The organism is Staphylococcus sp. AntiMn-1, assembly GCF_001663395.1.
Taxonomy (GTDB): Bacteria; Bacillota; Bacilli; order Staphylococcales; family Staphylococcaceae; genus Staphylococcus; species Staphylococcus equorum.
The window spans coordinates 1,780,848-1,797,879 of sequence record NZ_CP012968.1; the positions used below are offsets into that span (position 1 = coordinate 1,780,848).

General features: G+C 31.6%; 19 protein-coding genes. 6 read left to right on the plus strand and 13 right to left on the minus strand.

Annotated features, from left to right (window positions below):
* Positions 1 to 107 precede the first annotated feature (107 nt).
* Entirely contained in the window at positions 108 to 1,514 is a 1,407-nt protein-coding gene (locus AOB58_RS08760) for a glycosyltransferase family 2 protein (RefSeq protein WP_064783300.1), read from the minus strand.
* 312 nt (positions 1,515 to 1,826) lie between these two features.
* Here AOB58_RS08760 and AOB58_RS08765 point away from each other — a divergent pair, with 312 nt between their 5' ends.
* Positions 1,827 to 2,357, plus strand: a complete 531-nt coding sequence (locus tag AOB58_RS08765; protein WP_064783301.1) for an NAD(P)H-dependent oxidoreductase — start codon at positions 1,827 to 1,829, stop codon at positions 2,355 to 2,357.
* A gap of 455 nt (positions 2,358 to 2,812) precedes the next feature.
* Here AOB58_RS08765 and AOB58_RS08770 read toward each other — a convergent pair whose 3' ends face one another.
* Positions 2,813 to 3,712 (minus strand): Mph(C) family macrolide 2'-phosphotransferase, encoded by a 900-nt coding sequence (locus tag AOB58_RS08770; protein ID WP_064783302.1) that lies wholly within the window; start codon positions 3,710 to 3,712, stop codon positions 2,813 to 2,815.
* A 71-nt stretch (positions 3,713 to 3,783) separates the two neighbouring features.
* Here AOB58_RS08770 and AOB58_RS13580 point away from each other — a divergent pair, with 71 nt between their 5' ends.
* Positions 3,784 to 3,924 carry a hypothetical protein gene (locus tag AOB58_RS13580; RefSeq protein ID WP_158649101.1) on the plus strand — a complete coding sequence of 47 codons (141 nt, stop codon included), beginning with the start codon at positions 3,784 to 3,786 and terminating at the stop codon, positions 3,922 to 3,924.
* 173 nt (positions 3,925 to 4,097) lie between these two features.
* On the opposite strand, the gene AOB58_RS13585 is transcribed toward AOB58_RS13580, so the two are convergent.
* Positions 4,098 to 4,193 (minus strand): type I toxin-antitoxin system Fst family toxin, encoded by a 96-nt coding sequence (locus AOB58_RS13585; protein ID WP_141768663.1) that lies wholly within the window; start codon positions 4,191 to 4,193, stop codon positions 4,098 to 4,100.
* A 713-nt stretch (positions 4,194 to 4,906) separates the two neighbouring features.
* Here AOB58_RS13585 and AOB58_RS13805 point away from each other — a divergent pair.
* From AOB58_RS13805 to AOB58_RS08785, 4 genes are all read left to right on the plus strand, one after another.
* On the plus strand, positions 4,907 to 5,092 hold the full coding sequence (locus AOB58_RS13805; protein ID WP_237283143.1) for a hypothetical protein: 186 nt from the start codon (positions 4,907 to 4,909) through the stop codon (positions 5,090 to 5,092).
* Positions 5,093 to 5,142: 50 nt separating this feature from the next.
* Entirely contained in the window at positions 5,143 to 5,298 is a 156-nt protein-coding gene (locus AOB58_RS13810; RefSeq protein WP_233640603.1) for a hypothetical protein, read from the plus strand.
* Positions 5,288 to 5,995 carry a peroxiredoxin gene (locus tag AOB58_RS08780; protein WP_064783303.1) on the plus strand — a complete coding sequence of 236 codons (708 nt, stop codon included), beginning with the start codon at positions 5,288 to 5,290 and terminating at the stop codon, positions 5,993 to 5,995. The genes AOB58_RS13810 and AOB58_RS08780 overlap by 11 nt, the downstream gene beginning before the upstream one ends.
* Positions 5,996 to 6,067: 72 nt before the next feature.
* Entirely contained in the window at positions 6,068 to 6,685 is a 618-nt protein-coding gene (locus tag AOB58_RS08785) for a flavodoxin family protein (protein ID WP_064783304.1), read from the plus strand.
* A gap of 53 nt (positions 6,686 to 6,738) precedes the next feature.
* Here AOB58_RS08785 and AOB58_RS08790 read toward each other — a convergent pair whose 3' ends face one another.
* The 10 genes from AOB58_RS08790 to AOB58_RS08835 form a co-directional block, all read right to left on the minus strand.
* The gene (locus tag AOB58_RS08790; protein WP_369965195.1) at positions 6,739 to 8,115 is read right to left on the minus strand and encodes an MFS transporter; all 1,377 of its coding nucleotides are present in this window, start codon (positions 8,113 to 8,115) and stop codon (positions 6,739 to 6,741) included.
* Positions 8,116 to 8,223: 108 nt separating this feature from the next.
* On the minus strand, positions 8,224 to 9,024 hold the full coding sequence (locus tag AOB58_RS08795) for a Cof-type HAD-IIB family hydrolase (protein ID WP_002511890.1): 801 nt from the start codon (positions 9,022 to 9,024) through the stop codon (positions 8,224 to 8,226).
* Positions 9,025 to 9,323: 299 nt separating this feature from the next.
* Positions 9,324 to 9,674 (minus strand): PTS glucitol/sorbitol transporter subunit IIA, encoded by a 351-nt coding sequence (locus tag AOB58_RS08800; protein ID WP_002506180.1) that lies wholly within the window; start codon positions 9,672 to 9,674, stop codon positions 9,324 to 9,326.
* Positions 9,675 to 9,695: 21 nt separating this feature from the next.
* Complete coding sequence (srlE, locus tag AOB58_RS08805) at positions 9,696 to 10,712, minus strand: PTS glucitol/sorbitol transporter subunit IIB (protein WP_064783306.1); 1,017 nt, start codon at positions 10,710 to 10,712, stop codon at positions 9,696 to 9,698.
* A 10-nt stretch (positions 10,713 to 10,722) separates the two neighbouring features.
* Positions 10,723 to 11,274 carry a PTS glucitol/sorbitol transporter subunit IIC gene (gene srlA, locus AOB58_RS08810; RefSeq protein WP_002506182.1) on the minus strand — a complete coding sequence of 184 codons (552 nt, stop codon included), beginning with the start codon at positions 11,272 to 11,274 and terminating at the stop codon, positions 10,723 to 10,725.
* Positions 11,258 to 11,731, minus strand: a complete 474-nt coding sequence (locus AOB58_RS08815) for a transcriptional regulator GutM (RefSeq protein ID WP_002506183.1) — start codon at positions 11,729 to 11,731, stop codon at positions 11,258 to 11,260. Before AOB58_RS08815 ends, srlA begins: the two co-directional genes overlap by 17 nt.
* Positions 11,732 to 11,734: 3 nt before the next feature.
* The gene (locus AOB58_RS08820; RefSeq protein WP_021339305.1) at positions 11,735 to 13,618 is read right to left on the minus strand and encodes a BglG family transcription antiterminator; all 1,884 of its coding nucleotides are present in this window, start codon (positions 13,616 to 13,618) and stop codon (positions 11,735 to 11,737) included.
* 22 nt (positions 13,619 to 13,640) lie between these two features.
* Positions 13,641 to 14,435 carry an SDR family oxidoreductase gene (locus AOB58_RS08825; RefSeq protein WP_002506185.1) on the minus strand — a complete coding sequence of 265 codons (795 nt, stop codon included), beginning with the start codon at positions 14,433 to 14,435 and terminating at the stop codon, positions 13,641 to 13,643.
* A 521-nt stretch (positions 14,436 to 14,956) separates the two neighbouring features.
* Positions 14,957 to 15,739: a glucose 1-dehydrogenase gene (locus AOB58_RS08830; RefSeq protein ID WP_064783307.1), complete on the minus strand. Its 783-nt coding sequence runs from the start codon at positions 15,737 to 15,739 to the stop codon at positions 14,957 to 14,959.
* Positions 15,740 to 15,759: 20 nt separating this feature from the next.
* A complete protein-coding gene (locus AOB58_RS08835; RefSeq protein WP_064783308.1) occupies positions 15,760 to 17,007 on the minus strand; it encodes an MFS transporter in 1,248 nt (415 codons plus the stop codon).
* Positions 17,008 to 17,032 lie beyond the last annotated feature (25 nt).

Sequence of the window (17,032 nt, forward strand, 5' to 3'; positions counted from 1 at the left end):
ATTTAAAAATGATGACCAAATTATATGGCCATCATTTTTAAAATATTACATCTTGCTTGTATCAATTACATAACGAAACTTTAGCGTTTTATAATTTTTATATAATACTATTTATTTATAAAACCTAGATTACCATTAACTGTTTCATATAAACCTGATTGCTTTCTTGTTTTAATAACCGAAGTATTCAAATATTCATCTAAGACAGTTAATGCTATTTTTCCTTTTGGAAGATTCTCCGTTTGAAATTGAGCTTTATACTCACCTGGTTTTAAAAGGTTCCTTTTCAGTTTTATAATTTTATAATTCTCAGGATTTTTTCTACTTTTTATCTCTATATATTTTATATCAGTGTTTTTAGAGTACAGATTCAAAGTCACATTTCCCTTTTTATGAGATGAGCTATGTAAAAAAGCATATATGTTTTTTTTGTATAAATTTCCATTAAATGTATAATATGCTTTATTTTTCACAAAGTAAAGATCTTCGTTATCTTTTTCCAAATACCAATTAATGAATTTTATAATTTCCTTCTTATCGCCCGCTTTAATCAACTTTATCGCTTCTTGATTTAATTCATCATCTGAAAATGCTTTAGGATCAAAATCCTTCTCTATTTCAATTAAAGCGCTCTGTAGTGCGGGGAGTAACGTATCAATCTCTTTTATAAACCCTTTTTTGTAAAATTTAGCATCTAAAATATCTTTGTTTATTAATCGATATAATAAATTTTCAAAGACTTTATTATCCTTGTATTTATTTGATAAATAGCGATACGCTTCTGTTTGATATTTCATTCTATTTAACGTCGTTGATTCTTTTGATTTTACTAAGGAAACATTTTCTGTGTATCGATTAGCACAATAAACAACTTCGCTTGTGGTACTTAGTTTATCAATATTGAAGAAAACTTCTGCAAAGAATTGTAAATCTTCTGCAAATATCATTTCTGGAAAACGAATATGATTTTTCTTTATTATATCGGTCTTGATTATTCTTCCAGCAGGAGCTAAATGATAGAATGATTTTCTGAAATTTTTTAAATCTATACTTTTTTGTGAAATCTTGGATAATGCAACTCCACTACGCCCGACACGGTCATTATATACATACTTTGTAAGACCTGTAGCATAGTCTGTCTTGTTTAATTTCACAAGATTATATAAAGTTTCTACGGATTCTAATGGCAACCAATCATCACCATCCACAAACATTAAGAATTCACCTAGACTTAAATCAATTGATAAATTACGAGGTTTTGCTGGCGTCCCTGAATTTTCATCTAATTGTACAAGCTTATAATTGGAAAATGACTCGATTTTTGAAGATACAATACTTACTGTATTATCTGTTGAACAATCATCTACAACAATGAGCTCAAAATCATGTTTATCCATAGTTTGATTTAAAATACTATTTAGTGTATTTTCAATAAATTTACCTTTGTTGTATGTACTAATTAAAATACTGACTTTTATATTTTTGCTTTTTTGATTACTTTTAATAACTTCCATTTTTCCTCTACTCCAAATAAATGAGACGTGACAATTAATAATATATTCTTCAAGAAATTTTACACTTCATTATTATATTTATAATTACTTGCCCCATATTTAAATTATAACTATTTAAGCATACTAAATATTTAATTTTTGTCATTACTTTTTTATAAAGATTAAAGTCATATAAAATTAAAATATTTCCTTTAGAAACTAGAAAGTAAAGTATCTGAAACAAATGTTTAGTAGAGTAAGGTTAATTTTTGTATAATTTTAGTTAAGCTAATAGTGGCTAAGGTATGAAATATAAAGGAGTTGTAATTGAATATGACCCGTTTTTTAGCATTATGTGGAAGTAAACGTAAAAATTCACTAAACAAAAAGTTATTAATTGATATAGATCAGAACCTCTCAGATGAACACACTTTTGAAATATATGATGAAATATATGATTTTCCATTATTTCATTCTGGTATAGAATACGAAGATTATCCAAAGATCATAAAAGAATATATAGCTAAGTTAGACAACAGTAATCATATTGTCATTGCAACACCTGAATATATTCGGGGTGTCCCAGCTACTCTAAAAAATGCAATTGAATGGCTATTAGCCTCAAATATACTTTATAAAAAGCCTGTTTCTTTTATAGTAAGCAGTGCGCATGGTGACGCATGTTATGATAACTTGATTACATTTTTAAAATTCCTCAACCCAAAGCTTCATGAAGATGGCATGCTATTGTTATCAGGAGGGAAAAGATTACGTGATGAAAATGGTCAATTCTTTTATACAGAGACTAACAATAAATTGCAAAACTTTGTCCAACATTTAGAACAAAAGCAAAATAAGACGTAGAGATACTTAAAACCTTTATTAAATTTAAGTGATGCTATTATTTGGAGCGAAGCAATTGATAAGTTTCTTATATTACCGCTAAATGTAAAGTTTGATTATGAAATTTAAAAGAGGCTTCCTTTTTCAGGAGGCCTCTTTTAACATAGATTACGATAACCACGTATTACGTTGATTACGATGTGATAAATTATATATAATAATGAATTCCTCGAGACGTCATTATTATCGCTATTTAAGCAAAACGATGGAAGGATAATTTAAAAAATTGAAAAGCAATGAAACCAAAGGTAAGTTAGTCATCACTGATTTCACTTAAAAATTAAGTATTTAAACGTTCTTTATTTATATAACTTTTGATAATCAGTGGTTAGAGAATGTAGATATTAACTACACTTTGCTGTATATTTAATTATCCCTATAAAGCACATTGTTATGTCTGACTAAATTTTATGTTTCTACTCTTCCATACCTAACTCTTGCAATGCCATTTTTTCATACGCTGGTTCTCCTGATTCCATAGCAAACTCAGCGATAAACATTGGGAATACTGCATTGAGTTCTATTATATGCTCTTTCATTCGTGGCCATGTTTCTCCTCCAGCTTTACCGTATGCTGTTATGAGTTGCTCTAAGCCTTCGTCGTCGAATACACGGTGGTATCCCATAAAGTCCATTGATGGATCGGAGTAAGTTGCTTCAGTCCAGTCTATGAGTCCTGTAACATTTGCTTGGTTATCTACCATTATATGTCCTGGATGTAAGTCTCCATGTATCATGGTTGCACGTCGAGGCCACAGTTCGTCGTTTGCTAACCATTGTTTCCATCTGTTCCATAATCCATCTGCTACGCCATAAGTTTCTTTAACTTTATTCATTCTTCTTTGAAAATCATTTTTTATTTCTTCTATAGTTTTGATATTTATATCCTGTGCGGTAATATTTTCCTCCGGTATGTTGTGTAAATCTACGAGTGTTTCAGCTAATGTGTTAATAAAATTTTTTGTTACTGGTTTGTGTTCAATTTCCCATACATAATTTTGTATTTCTGGATCTATTGTGGCTGCGGGTTTGCCTGTAAGTTTTGGATAAGCAATAAGATCTTTTGTATGTACTTTCCACTTCGGTACTTCAAACGAAACATTTTTTTGTAAGAAGTCTACCATTTGTTTTTCAGGTTTTGTTCGTTTATAAACGTCAGGTCTTCTTGGTAGTCTTAAAACCCATTCTATTCCGTGTTCATCTTTTCCAAACGCAACTTGGAAATCTAGCCCTGATTCATTCAATGATATTGTTTGAGGTTTGATGTGCAATTGATGTTTTTCTGCAATTTTAATAATTTCATTATGTTGAGTCATTTTATTTCCCCCTTATTTCCACTATATTTTTCTTGTGAACATATTTTTATCTTGATATAAAAGGAGTTTATATGCAAAGGATAGCTGCAAGGCTTTGTAACATCACGTATGAAGGTATTTTACTAACTTCAAGACTTTATGCTTCTTCAATCAAAAAAGCGCAATTTGAAGAAATATTTCCACAAGGACTTAAGCAGTCTGATATTTTCTAATTAATCTAGTACGCTTAAATGATAAAATACTAATGTATATTAATTAAATGATTTTGCGTTCTTCTCCACTATGATGTTATAATATATTTAACGAAGATTATATGCATATATGCACCAACCCCTCACTATTTGCGGTAGTGAGGGGGTTTTTTGATGCGGCTTATCGTCGCCTTCTACTTATTGCGTTTACTACTAAGCCAGTAAGTAAAATACGCAATTGCGCAGCCACTAACGACTGGCGCAATGATGTGAACGAAGATCATAAGCATATTAAGCACCTCCTTCCGTCGAAAATACCGCCGGAAGTTAAGGCGACACCACTATTATACCACCTGAAAATCTGCAAACATATTTCCTTTCAATAAGTTTAAAAATATTAACTTAGTAATTATTAGCTTACTATCAAAGTGGCTTTAATCTTGAAACTGGTGAGTACGCCCTCATACACATTTTTCGATAATATATTGTCTAAAAATCCCGACTCTCTTAATTCACAGGCACTCCTCATTCCATCCATTCTCTTATATAAAATTTTCCATACTTTTTTATATTAGAATTCCTACCCTTGATACATAACTAATAAAATAATCAAATGGCATATTTCCATTTTTATTGTCTTATCCATTGTCATGATTGTTTTTACGTTTAAACTTGAAAAAAATACACAAAAAATTAATATAATACGTATTTATTGCAAAAAGTTTAATATATTAAAATTGTGGAATATATACACCATAGAAGTAATTTCTCTTAAGTGTTTGAAGATTTAAGTCTCATTCACAGTATATAGTTTATTAAAAAAAATAATCATATTTCCTCAATCTTCAATATAACTTTTAAAGTTCATGTCTAATAAACAAACGACTCAATATATTCCTTTTGTATAAACGACTTTTTTAACCTTTTTAACAATTTCCATTACAGTTTTAAATTTTCAATTCCAAAGCTACGATATAAAATTCAAAGTTTAGGTGTGATAATTATGAAAATAGAACAATGTATAGAAGATTTTATAAAAAGTATTATTAAAAAAGATCCAGAGTTATTTTGTAGTTTATTATGCCCTAAAGATTTATCTCTTTTAAAAAAAAAACTATATATAAAAACAGGACACCTTGGTGTAAATCGTTATATAAAAGATAAATACTTAAAAAACTCACACGTTTAGTAACTACTTTTTACAAATACGAGTATTTTAAAGATGGCGATAAATATATAGTGAAATATTCTTTTGATCAAAATAATTCTTATCTTAAGACAGAATTCAAAATCGTTGGCAATCAAAATACGCCATTATTTAATTTGAATATAAATAAAATGCAAGTGAAATTTTTCAACCATCCTTCTACTGTAGGTGATGTACATGCCACTTAATTCAGATTTACATTCCGAAACACAACGTCTGCCACGCATTGGAGAAAAGGCTCCATTTTTTAAAGGTCAATCCACACAAGGTGAAATAACTTTAGATGATTATAAAAATGACTGGGTGATGTTATTTGCTCATCCAGCTGATTTTACGCCAGTTTGTACTTCAGAAATTGTAGCATTACAAAATCAATATTCGGAATTTCAAGATTTAGGTGTGAAACTGGTTGGTTTAAGTGTAGATAGTCTTGCCTCACACGTGGCATGGTTAAACAGTATCGAAGAGTCTTTTGATGTACAAATTGAGTTTCCACTTATTTCAGATGCCAACAAGGTAATATCAGAAACTTATGGTATGTTGGCGCCTGAATCAAATAATACAGAAAGCTCAAGAGCAGTATTTATTATCGATGATGATGCTGTGGTTCGTGCCATGATTTACTATCCAATGACTACTGGTCGTAATATCGACGAACTTTTACGTGTTACTAGAGCGATGAAGACCTCTGATGAAACAGGAGATAACACACCTGCTAATTGGAAAAAAGGAGATAATTTATTAGCCGCCCCACCAGAAACGCTTGAAGATGCTAAAAAACGAATGAAAGATTCTAATTATGACTGTAAAAATTGGTATTATTGTGAAAAAGATGATGAACAAAGCTCTAAAAAATTTTATAACCCATTTTTATATAACAATTAGTCTTACTCCAATAAGATGAGTTATTACTTCTCTCTATTATTCAAAATAAAAAGATAAAATGGAGGCAAAGTTATGATTTTGAAAGCAATTATTTTAAATGCATCTCTAAAACACGGTGATGAACTATCCAATACAGAAGGGTTAGCGCAAGAAGTCACTGACATCTATCATAAAGAAAATGTAGCGAGTGAGATGATTCGATTAAGTGATTATAATATTTCTTATGGCATCTCTGATGATATGGGTGGTGACGACGAATGGCCTTTCATTTTAGAAAAAATTAAAAACGCAGATATTTTAATTATTGGTACACCTTTATGGCTAGGTGAGAAAAGTAGTATCGCAACGCTTGCCATTGAACGTCTTTATGGTAGTACAAGTTTAACCAATGAAGACGGTCAATCCATTTTTTATAATAAAGTGGGCGGTGCGATTATTACTGGTAACGAAGATGGCGCAAAAAATGCCGCGGCTTCAATACTATATGCCCTATCTCATATTGGCTTAACAGTACCTCCAAATGTTGATGCTTATTGGGTTGGTGAAGCAGGCCCAGGCCCTTCTTATTTAGACATCGAGCACGTAAACGCATTTACTAAAAAACACGTTGAAATGCTCGCCTATAATACAATGCACTTAGCTAAAGTTTTCAAGAATAACCCAATTCCGAATAAGGGTAATCAATTATAAAAAACAATATTAAAAAGCCAGTTGCTTCATGCAACTGGCTTTTCGCGTAGTGTTTAAGCTTTTATATTTTTCGGTATAATAATCTGGGCTAAAATCACACCAATGATCATTAACATTATACTTGCCATGAAAGACCAAGTCGCTGCCACGCTTGCACTATGTGTCACTTGTACCGCCGCAAATATTGTTGTATTCATTGCAATGCCAAACGCCCCACCGAGTGAAGAAGTCATTTTATACAGACCTGAAGCTAGGCCAATTTTTTCATCTGGAATCGTTAAAATAGCTACAGTTAAACCAGGTGTCGCACATAAACCATTGCCAATAGCAAAAATAACAAAACCAAATGTTACAGCTACAATATACCAGTCAGATGGCAATACGGTTAAACTGGCGAAAATAATGCCTATTGCAGGAAATAATGGTCCTACAAGTAACATTGGTTTACCTCCATGACGCAGTGATATTTTTTCCCCTAAGCGAACCATTAACACTGCCATGATGACATACGGCACTGTCACTAAACCTGATTGAAACGGCGTTAAGCCCAATTCTGTCTGAGCATAGATATTAAATACTGTTGTTACCCCTATACCTGTATTAAGTACAAAGTTAACCAAAGATGACCCAACGAGCCCACGGTTACGGAATAATGCAAAATCAATAAATGGGGCACGCTTTCGACGTTCAAAAAAGTAAAATACAATTACAGAAATAATAAATACACTACCACAAGTAATTGAAAAAGGACTCGTCCAGCCTTGTTCAAAGCCTTGCGTTGCAAATAAGGTGATGCTCCCTATTAAAACGGCAAAGATTAACATACCTATATAGTCGAATGGTCGATTATCGATTACTTCCTTAGCTTCTTCTTTCGTACCAAGTAATAGTACAAATGCTATGATAGCGATAATAATAGACAAGATGAAGTTAGACTGCCAATTGATATATGTAGCGATAAATCCACCAACCAATGAAGCGATACCTACGCCTCCAACAGTACCAATCATTAAGTAACTAATCGCTTTACGTAAATCCTTACCTTCAAATTGATCTTTCAGCACACCTACTGTTGCAGGTAAGAGTATGGCTGCTGATATACCTTGAATGACTCTCCCTATAATAAGTAGTGCCGTAATATCAGAAATAATAATTAATAATGAGGCGATAATACTTAAAATGATGCCCAAATAGGTCATTTTGAGTCGCCCTATTTTGTCTGACACATCACCTGCGCCCACCATAAAGATACCAGTTGCGAAAGAAGTGATACTCACTGATAAGTTAATAATACCTGGCGTTGTTTGATATGTTTGTTGCACTGGCGTAGATATATTTATAAACGATTGAGCAAACAGCCAATACGTTAATACACTTAATACAATAGCTAAAATTAATTTGTTGCCAGATTGTTGTTTCGTACTCATGATGTTCTATGCCTCCATCTTATATAATTCATATATTTAAAAAACATATGTACTAGATAGATAATATCACACAAACAACTACTTATTGTTAAAAACTATTATATATATTTATTATTTAAAATTTAGTAATAAATTCAATGTTTGTACTACGCCATCAGCATTATTATTTATAGCTATTAAATTGGCTTCTGCTTTCAACTCTGGGTATGCATTATCCATGGCCACTTTATATTTCGCTGCTTTAAATAAATCAATATCGTTTAAGCCATCGCCAAATGCAATTGTTTCTGCTGGACTGATTTGAAGTAAACTTTGAATTCGGTTAATAGTTGTTCCCTTGTTAACCCCTAAATCTGCAATATCAATCCATTCTTCATCAGATGCGATGATATAAACCTCTGACTCATAGTGTTTAATCTGCTTTGCAGTCTCTTTACACTTACCTGTTGCATCGTGTACAGAAATTTTTAAAATATCTTCTTCAATTTCATCATAACTATTAATATAAATTACATTTTGGAATGAGCCATGTACCAATATCTTCTCTGATTCTTGTGTATCTTGTAAGACATATGCACCAGATGCGGTACATGCAAGTACAGTTTGCGCTGGATCAATATCTTTAATTACTTGAATAATTTCTTTAGCTTTACTATTTTCAATCGTGGCATTATAAATAAAATCACCGTTAAATTTAATTCTTGTTGCGCTATCTCCTACGATAAACGTATCTTGTGCTAAATCCCCAATAATACTTTCGACACGCTCACACTGTTTCCCCGTACAAAACACAAACCGAACATTGTGTTTCTCGCAATTTTCTTTTAATAATTGAAATGATTCACTATTAAATTGACTTTCATTATTTAAAAATGTTCCATCCATGTCCGCAACAATCAGTTTAATATCCATTGTAAATTCCCCTTTAATCATAATTAAGATAATTGTATCGGTTTATAAATGAAAACGATAATATTTATCTTTATTTGATACGTCAATCCAAATAAAAAAGGTAACTCTATGAGCTACCTTAGACTGTCTATATTGATTTGTGCATAGTTTAGTTGGAAATAAGTTTCAACTATTTCTTTATTAACTAGTCAGGAATTGCCTCAAATTACCTTAAGGATTTAAATGACTCTTAACTATACTCAAAATTAACATAAACAAAACTATGAGTTAGTAGATTATTTCCCGGGAATTAATTGAAATTACTTAATTACTATCTCTGAACCTTCTTTAATAATTGGAATATCTTTATCTTCAACATATAGTGTGCCAGATTGCTCTGCCACTGTGCCGCCATCAAATTTCACCGTTATATGACCTAAATCATTTAAATTTTTATTAACTGCTGAACCTACTTTGGTAATATCAAATGCTGTATTATCTATATAAAAATTTTGTTCCTCAGTAATACTATCTTCAACAGATTGCACTTCAATAATATAGCAGTAATCTGCTAATTCTTCAGGGGCATTGTCTCCAAATAATATAATCATTTTTTCTTCTTCAAATGCTCCTGCATCTTGCCCGATTTTTTTTACTAACGTTTTATACAATTTTAAAACCCTTTCTTCAATTTATTTATATAATCCAAAACTTGCGATCCAAGCTACAAATACACGAGGCATACCATTCAAGAACCTTGAATATAAAACAGAGGGAACGCCTACTTCGATTGTTTTCGTTTCCGCTTCTGCTAATCCTAAACCTACAGGGATAAAATCAGCACCATTTTGTGTGTTAATTGCAAACAAAGCTGGTAATGCTAAATTCGGAGGAATGTTGCCTTTACCAATTTCCACACCTATTAAAGTACCTAAAACTTGGCCAATAACCCCACCTGGGCCTAACAAAGGACTTAAGAATGGCAATGAACAAATGAATCCTATAGCTAATAGCCCCCATATATTTCCAGCAAGAGGTGACATAATTTCTGCGAAAAGGTCACCGATACCAGATCCTTGGATAATACCAATCAATAAAGCTACGAATCCCATAAATGGAAGTATGGTATGTAGCATTGTATCTACAGCATCACGAGCAGCTTGGTAAAAAGTGTTTATAACCTTTCCTGCACCCAAACCAATTTTAGTTAAGAATGACTTGTTTACTTCTCCTTCTCGTGTTTCCATAATTTTTTTATCTTTAGAATAAGTGCCATCTACCTTTTCAGCTGATGTATTATCTTTTTGAGTTGTACTCTCACTCAAAGATGTTTCTTCTGTTTCCGACACTTCTGATACTTGTCCTTCATCTACGTTAGAAACATAAATATCTTCCGTAATATATTGACGCAATGGTCCACTTTTGCCTGTAGCCATAATATTAATAGTAGGTATTCCTTTTTTAGGATAAATACCACATCTTAGTGTCCCACCACAATCTATAACAGTTGCCATTACTTCTTCATCTGGCACTGATGTCTCAAATCCATTAACAATTTCTGCTCCTGTAATATCAGCAATTTTATCCACAACTGCAGGTTTATGCCCACCAGTTATATAAACTAATTTATTCTTTTTGCCTGCTACAGCAATTTTCAGTGGACCACCAAATCCTCCAGAACCTTTTACGATTTCTACTTGTTTACTCATTTTTTTCACCTCAACCTTCCAAATTAATTTCTTTACTCAGTTTAACTTTCTGTTGCTTTTCTACGTAACTTGTTGTGAAATCAGTAATCCAACCACCAATAAAGTTCATAACTAAACCTACTAATAAGTAACGCACTGCTAAGTCAGCTGTTGGTAAACCTAATTGTTGTATTCCATTGGCAATACCTAAGAAAATAAATAATTCAGCTGGGTTTATATGTGGAAATATACCATTACTTGTATGAGCGAACTGTGCTGCAGATGCATAATAACTCGGTTTGTATTTTTCTGGCATAAATCTTCCTAATGAATGAACCATCGGATTTGCTAACATAAATGATCCTAAAAATGGTAAAACTAAATATCTCATAAATGGGTTACGTGCTGATTTTTGTGCAATAATATTAATACGGTCTTCACCTATCAGTTGAATTAGAGTATTCATAGCTATTAATAACATAAGTACTAATGGAACTATTGTCCCCATCCAATCAATAAATGTATCCGCGCCCGTTTGGAATAATTTTATAAATCCTTCTGCGAATTTAACGATGTAATCCATGTTTCATACCCCTTTCATTTTTAAATAATTTGTTTACCTTTTTAACTGCTTTCATCAAAGGCGATGGAATTTTTTCAATTTCTCCACCTTTATCAATAATATTGAGTGTGTGTTGAGCATCTAATATTGCTTTAACTAGTAATTTATTATAATTTTTCAAATCTTTATCAGTAACTTTATTTAATTTAAAACCTTCTAACCCTTCTAGCTTACGAAACTTAGAAAATACTGTTACCCCTTGCATGTAACGGCCTTCTTCAATTTCATTTTTTCCGTTTAATTGGAATAAAACCAATGTTCCTGCTTTAAATATTGAAGGTCTTCTCCCAATCGCCACGCGACCATTACTACGTAAATCTGTATAATTTTTCGTGAAATTTTTTATCTGCAAAAGTCCCAATAAATATTGAACAACAAAACCAACTGCAGCTAATACGATGAGTATTATGAAAAACATAACTTAATTCCTCATTTCTTGATTTAATAATTGTGCAAAATCAGCAAAGGTAGTTTTCTCAGAAAACTTATTAATTAAAAATGCATTTGTTGATAAATTCAATATTTCCTCATACGTTCGAATTAATAATGCTTCATTTACAACTCTTTCAGGAGTAGCTATAAGTACGACAATTTTTAATTCAGGATAATCAATACACCCTTTTTCTAAAATTGCGACCTTGATATATATACCTTCTCTATTTTGACTAGCATGTGGGAAACCTAGATTTTTATTAACTGTAGATTTTCTTTTTTCTCTTTCGATAATATGTGCTTTGAAAGTGTCCTCAACTTTATTTTCGTGATATAAAATATCTACCATTTTCCCAATTACTTCTTCATAACTAAGTAGTTCATTTATATAATGCAAATCGTTATCAGACATGCTGTCAACAATGACACTTTTGTTAAAAATAGTTTTACTTTTTAAATCTTTATAGATTAAAAATTGTTCTACTTTGAGTTTTAATAATTGTTCATCGAATGCATCTTCTATATAAATAACTCTATTGAAAAGTCTGTTTTCTTTAGTCGTTGATATGATTAGCTCATAGTCATTTACTACATGTTCATTAAATTCTACCTTTTCAATCGTAGTAATATTGATGTTCGATCCAAAAACTTTATACAAATTATTTTTCAACAGTTTAAGGGTACTTAATCCATAATCTGTCACTATTGCAATATTAGAAATTTCATTTAATTCTTGTTCTAATTGCTCCAAATAAATACTGAAGTAAATGGTTAAGAATCCTAATTCTTGTTCTGAAACATCCAAACCAATCTCTTTCGTGATATTTTCACCTAATACTTTTGACAATTCATAAGCAAAGGGAAAACGTTGTTTCATATCATAAGAAATTTCGTTATTAAGTCTAATGTCAAAAAGCATACGGTTGATTAAATGTTTTATATGTAACCGTATATCTTTGGTAAATAACGAATAATCTATTTCTATTGCAAAGTTTTCAATAACGTCATCTACTGTGTTTGAAATAATACGATTAATTAGTGCTTCATCTGTGGATGAAATTAATTCATCTAATATAGAGGCACGTCGTCCCATTAATTGTATGACGATTAAAATCATCTCTTTATCTACATCAATATTTGTATATTTTTCATTCAAATAATCTCGAATAAAAAGTATTTCCTTATAGTCATTTGAAGAGAAAATATGATTGTCTAAAGTGATATCATCATCTATGAGTTCACTTTCTTCTATTCGCTCTATTGTCACCAATATAGAAACAAGAAAACGATTATAAGATTGTTCATCAAGCTTTAACGTCTCGCGAAGTTTAGTTAGATGTATAGATAATTTATCCTCTATTTCAGTATTGTTATACCGATCCATGAATTTCTCAATAATTAATTTTCGAATATCATACTCAAACCCACCGATAGATAAACCTACATTGGTTTTACCAATGACTGAAACATCGTATCCATCTATTTCTATTTTGAGATTACTCAATAAATTATTCACGCTCGTTTTACTCATAAAATAATACTCTGCAAGATCATCAATAGTAATGGGATGATTTTTTAGTATTTGAAAAAATATATCAACCATGGCGTTATAATTAGAAAAGTTATTTTCCTCATTATTTCTCACTAAATCTTCAAAGTGATTAAAAAACGCTTGCTCTTTCTTAATATAAAGCGTTAGAGTTCTATGATATTTAGATATAACAACCAAACCATCAAAATAATGATTAATTTGTTTTATATAATTTAAAATAGTCTTTTCTGAAACTTCTATGTTAAATGATAATTTCTCGATAGAAATATTGTCATTGAGCAGTAATTCAACTATTTTTATATGTTTTTCACTTAATTTCATAATTTCCCCCTATTTTATGGGGTTACCCTCTGGATTTACCACCTGAAATGTTAATTGTTGTACCAGTGATATAACTTGATTTGGTAGAACTCAAATAACATACTAAATCAGCAATTTCTTTCAATTGCCCCACTCTTTTTAGAGGAATGGATTTAGAATAATCCCCATTTAATTTATCTACAGTTGTATTTCGACTATACGCTAATGCCTCTTCATATTGAGAGGTGCGTAATCCAGTTTCTTCAATTATTCCTGGTGCTATAGCAACAACACTAATATTGTGCTTGCCTAACTCCTTAGCCCAACTTCTAGTTAAACCAATTAATGCAGCTTTAGTTGCTGAATATATACTTTGACCCTCAGAACCTTCTTGTCCCGCTTCACTTGAAACATTAACAATGTGGCCATGTTCTTGTTGAATAAAATATTTAGCAACTGCTTGGCTGAACCAGATAGGACCTTTTAGGTTTACATCAAACATAAAGTCCAAATCTTTGTTATTGATTTCGTATTCAGGATGTTCTTCTTTCTCATCCACTAATACACGTGGTAAGTTAATACCCGCATTATTGATTAAAACATCTATCTTACCTTCTTTGGAATAAACTTCATCTACAGCATTTTGTACGATGTCTCTATTTGTTACATCTACTTGTAAAAAATTGTATTTTTCATTATTTACTTCACTATTTTTCAGATCTGCATTATAAACAACCGCGCCATTATCTAATAAGTTATTAACGATTTCATTGCCTATGCCTGAGCTCCCACCTGTAACAATTATAATTTTACTTTCTAAACCTAACCAACTATCCATAACTGATGTCCTCCTACTAAAATTGATTTGTCCTCATTATATTTGTAATCGTTTACATAATTAATACAAAGATTTGTGCATATTTAAGAAAAGTTACAAATAATAGAAGAATTGTTGATAGTGTTTTCAATAAATTAATTAAGTATAAGGCTATATTCTTTAGGAAAATTCAAATTATAATGGAACTATTGACTGAAAGTCATTAATAAAATCCAAATCAAAAAGGTAACTCTATGAGCTACCTTAGACTATCTATATTGATTTGTGCATAGTTTCCAATGGTTCCACTTTAGAATATATATCGCCATTATTACTTTTCGTATATGAGTTACAGATCTTGCATAAGAACTACTTGTATTCATAAATGAGGTAGTGATTCTTTAAAAGCTTAATATAAGTGCATTTTCAAAGCAGTCAGCTACCCCGACATAATAAATGAGGCTAAGACATGTATGATGTCTTAGCTTCATATTAGATACTTTGAAGTAATTTCTACTATTTAATAATTATCATATGTTGAATTAAAGTGCCGTATAACCACCGTCAATAGTAAATACACTACCTTGTGCAAATGAAGATGCATCTGATGCTAAATAAACAACAATACCACCTAGTTCGTCTGGCATACCAGGACGTCCCATTGGTGTGAAGCCCATCCAATCTTCGCTCATTTCTCCACCTTGATCAAAGAATGGTTTTGTTAGTTCTGTTTTCATGTAGCCAGGTGCAATAGTATTAACTTTGATATTATATTTTGACCATTCCATTGCTAAACTTTTCGTTAACATGATTACTCCAGCTTTAGAAGCATTATAAGAACTTTGCTCTTGGGGTTTATTCGCAATTAAACCTGACATTGAAGATGTATTAATGATTGAACCATATCCTTGTTTAATCATGACACGACCAACAGCTTGTGCTACTAAAAAGATGCCATTTAAGTTTAAATTGATAACCTTATTCCAATCTTCAAATGACATTTCTTCTGCTTTTGCATTAATCGTCATCCCTGCATTATTTACTAAAATATCAACTTTACCAAATTGTCCTAAAACATCTTCAACCATTTTATTAACTGCATCAGGATCTGTAACATCAACTTTTAATCCAATTGCTTCAACATTTTCGTTTTTCTTAATTTCTTCTGCTGTTTCTTCAGCTACCGCTATATTTATATCTGCAATAACTATATGTGAACCTGCTTGCGCTAATGCTGTAGCCATTGATTTACCTAGACCCATTGCGCCTCCTGTTACGATTGCTACTTTTTCATCTAATTTAAATTGTTCTAAAACGTTTGTCATAATATATCACCTTTCTATAATTAATGATTAGGTTGGTTAACTTTCATAAAGAAAGTTAAAATAAATCCTATAAAATAAATAATTGCATATGTCCAAATAGTTAATTCAGGCCCTGCTATAGGAACTGTTATTGTTGCAATAGCAGGGCCAATGAAGTTACTTAAGCCTGCGGATAAATTATGAATAGATACCGCAGCACCTTTATGATTAGGTTCTAAAATAGGGAAAATCGCAGACATCGGTACAAAAGCTGCTACAGCAAAACCGAACATAACAGCTACACTGCCAGCAATCCAAATATTAGGTCCTGACCAAATAGGTAAGTAATAAAAGGCTAATGTTGAAATAACCATACCTATACACCCAAACCACCGAACTTGTCTAACCCAACCGATCTTATCACCAACAACACCCCAAAATAGATTAGTGAAAATAGTTACAATGTACATGAGACCCCATATACGTAACCATTCTGATGTTGTAAATCCTACGGTGTCTGTAAATACAATCGGCATAATAACGACTAAGCCAAAGAGGGCTAATTGATTAATGGTTCTAACAACACTTGCAATTGCTATTTGAGGATTTTTCAAAATGGTAATACCTCTAGCAAACTCAATTAACATTTCTTTTGCTGTTAATTTATCAGCTTCTTTGTCTTCACCTTTTTTATCTTTAACTAAGAACATCGCCATCAATCCACCGATTAAAATAAAGATTATTGATGACCACAATGTTCCCATAAAGCCAATCCAAGGAATGGAAAAGCTAGGTATATATGTTCCTAAGAAACCTATACCAACAGAGTACATGGCCCAAAACCATCCCATCGCAGAAGCTAAACGATGTCGTGGTGCTGAATAAGTAATCCACACAACGAAACTATAAATAAACATTGGATATGCGAAGCCACGGATACCATACATGATCAGCATCATTGTATAGCTATGCTGCTCTATACCTAAAGTTAAGAAACCAACATGAAAGACAATCCAAATAATGAAAGCTAATATCATAATTTTTCTTGGACTAAAAATTTCTGCTAAAATACCAGAAAGCCATGATGCGATTGCTACTACTAAGCCGTAAAGCGTTAAAACGGTAGAAGCTTGATGGGCTTCAAACCCAATATTAACAATGTACTTAGATAAAAAGGCCTGCTCTATTCCATCACCTGACATAAAGATGGCTATTGCAACATAACCCCAAATCAAAGTTCTCGGTAAACCTAAAAATTGCTTCGGCTTATCTGCATTTAATGATTCCACACTAATCTCTCCTATGTATTAAAAT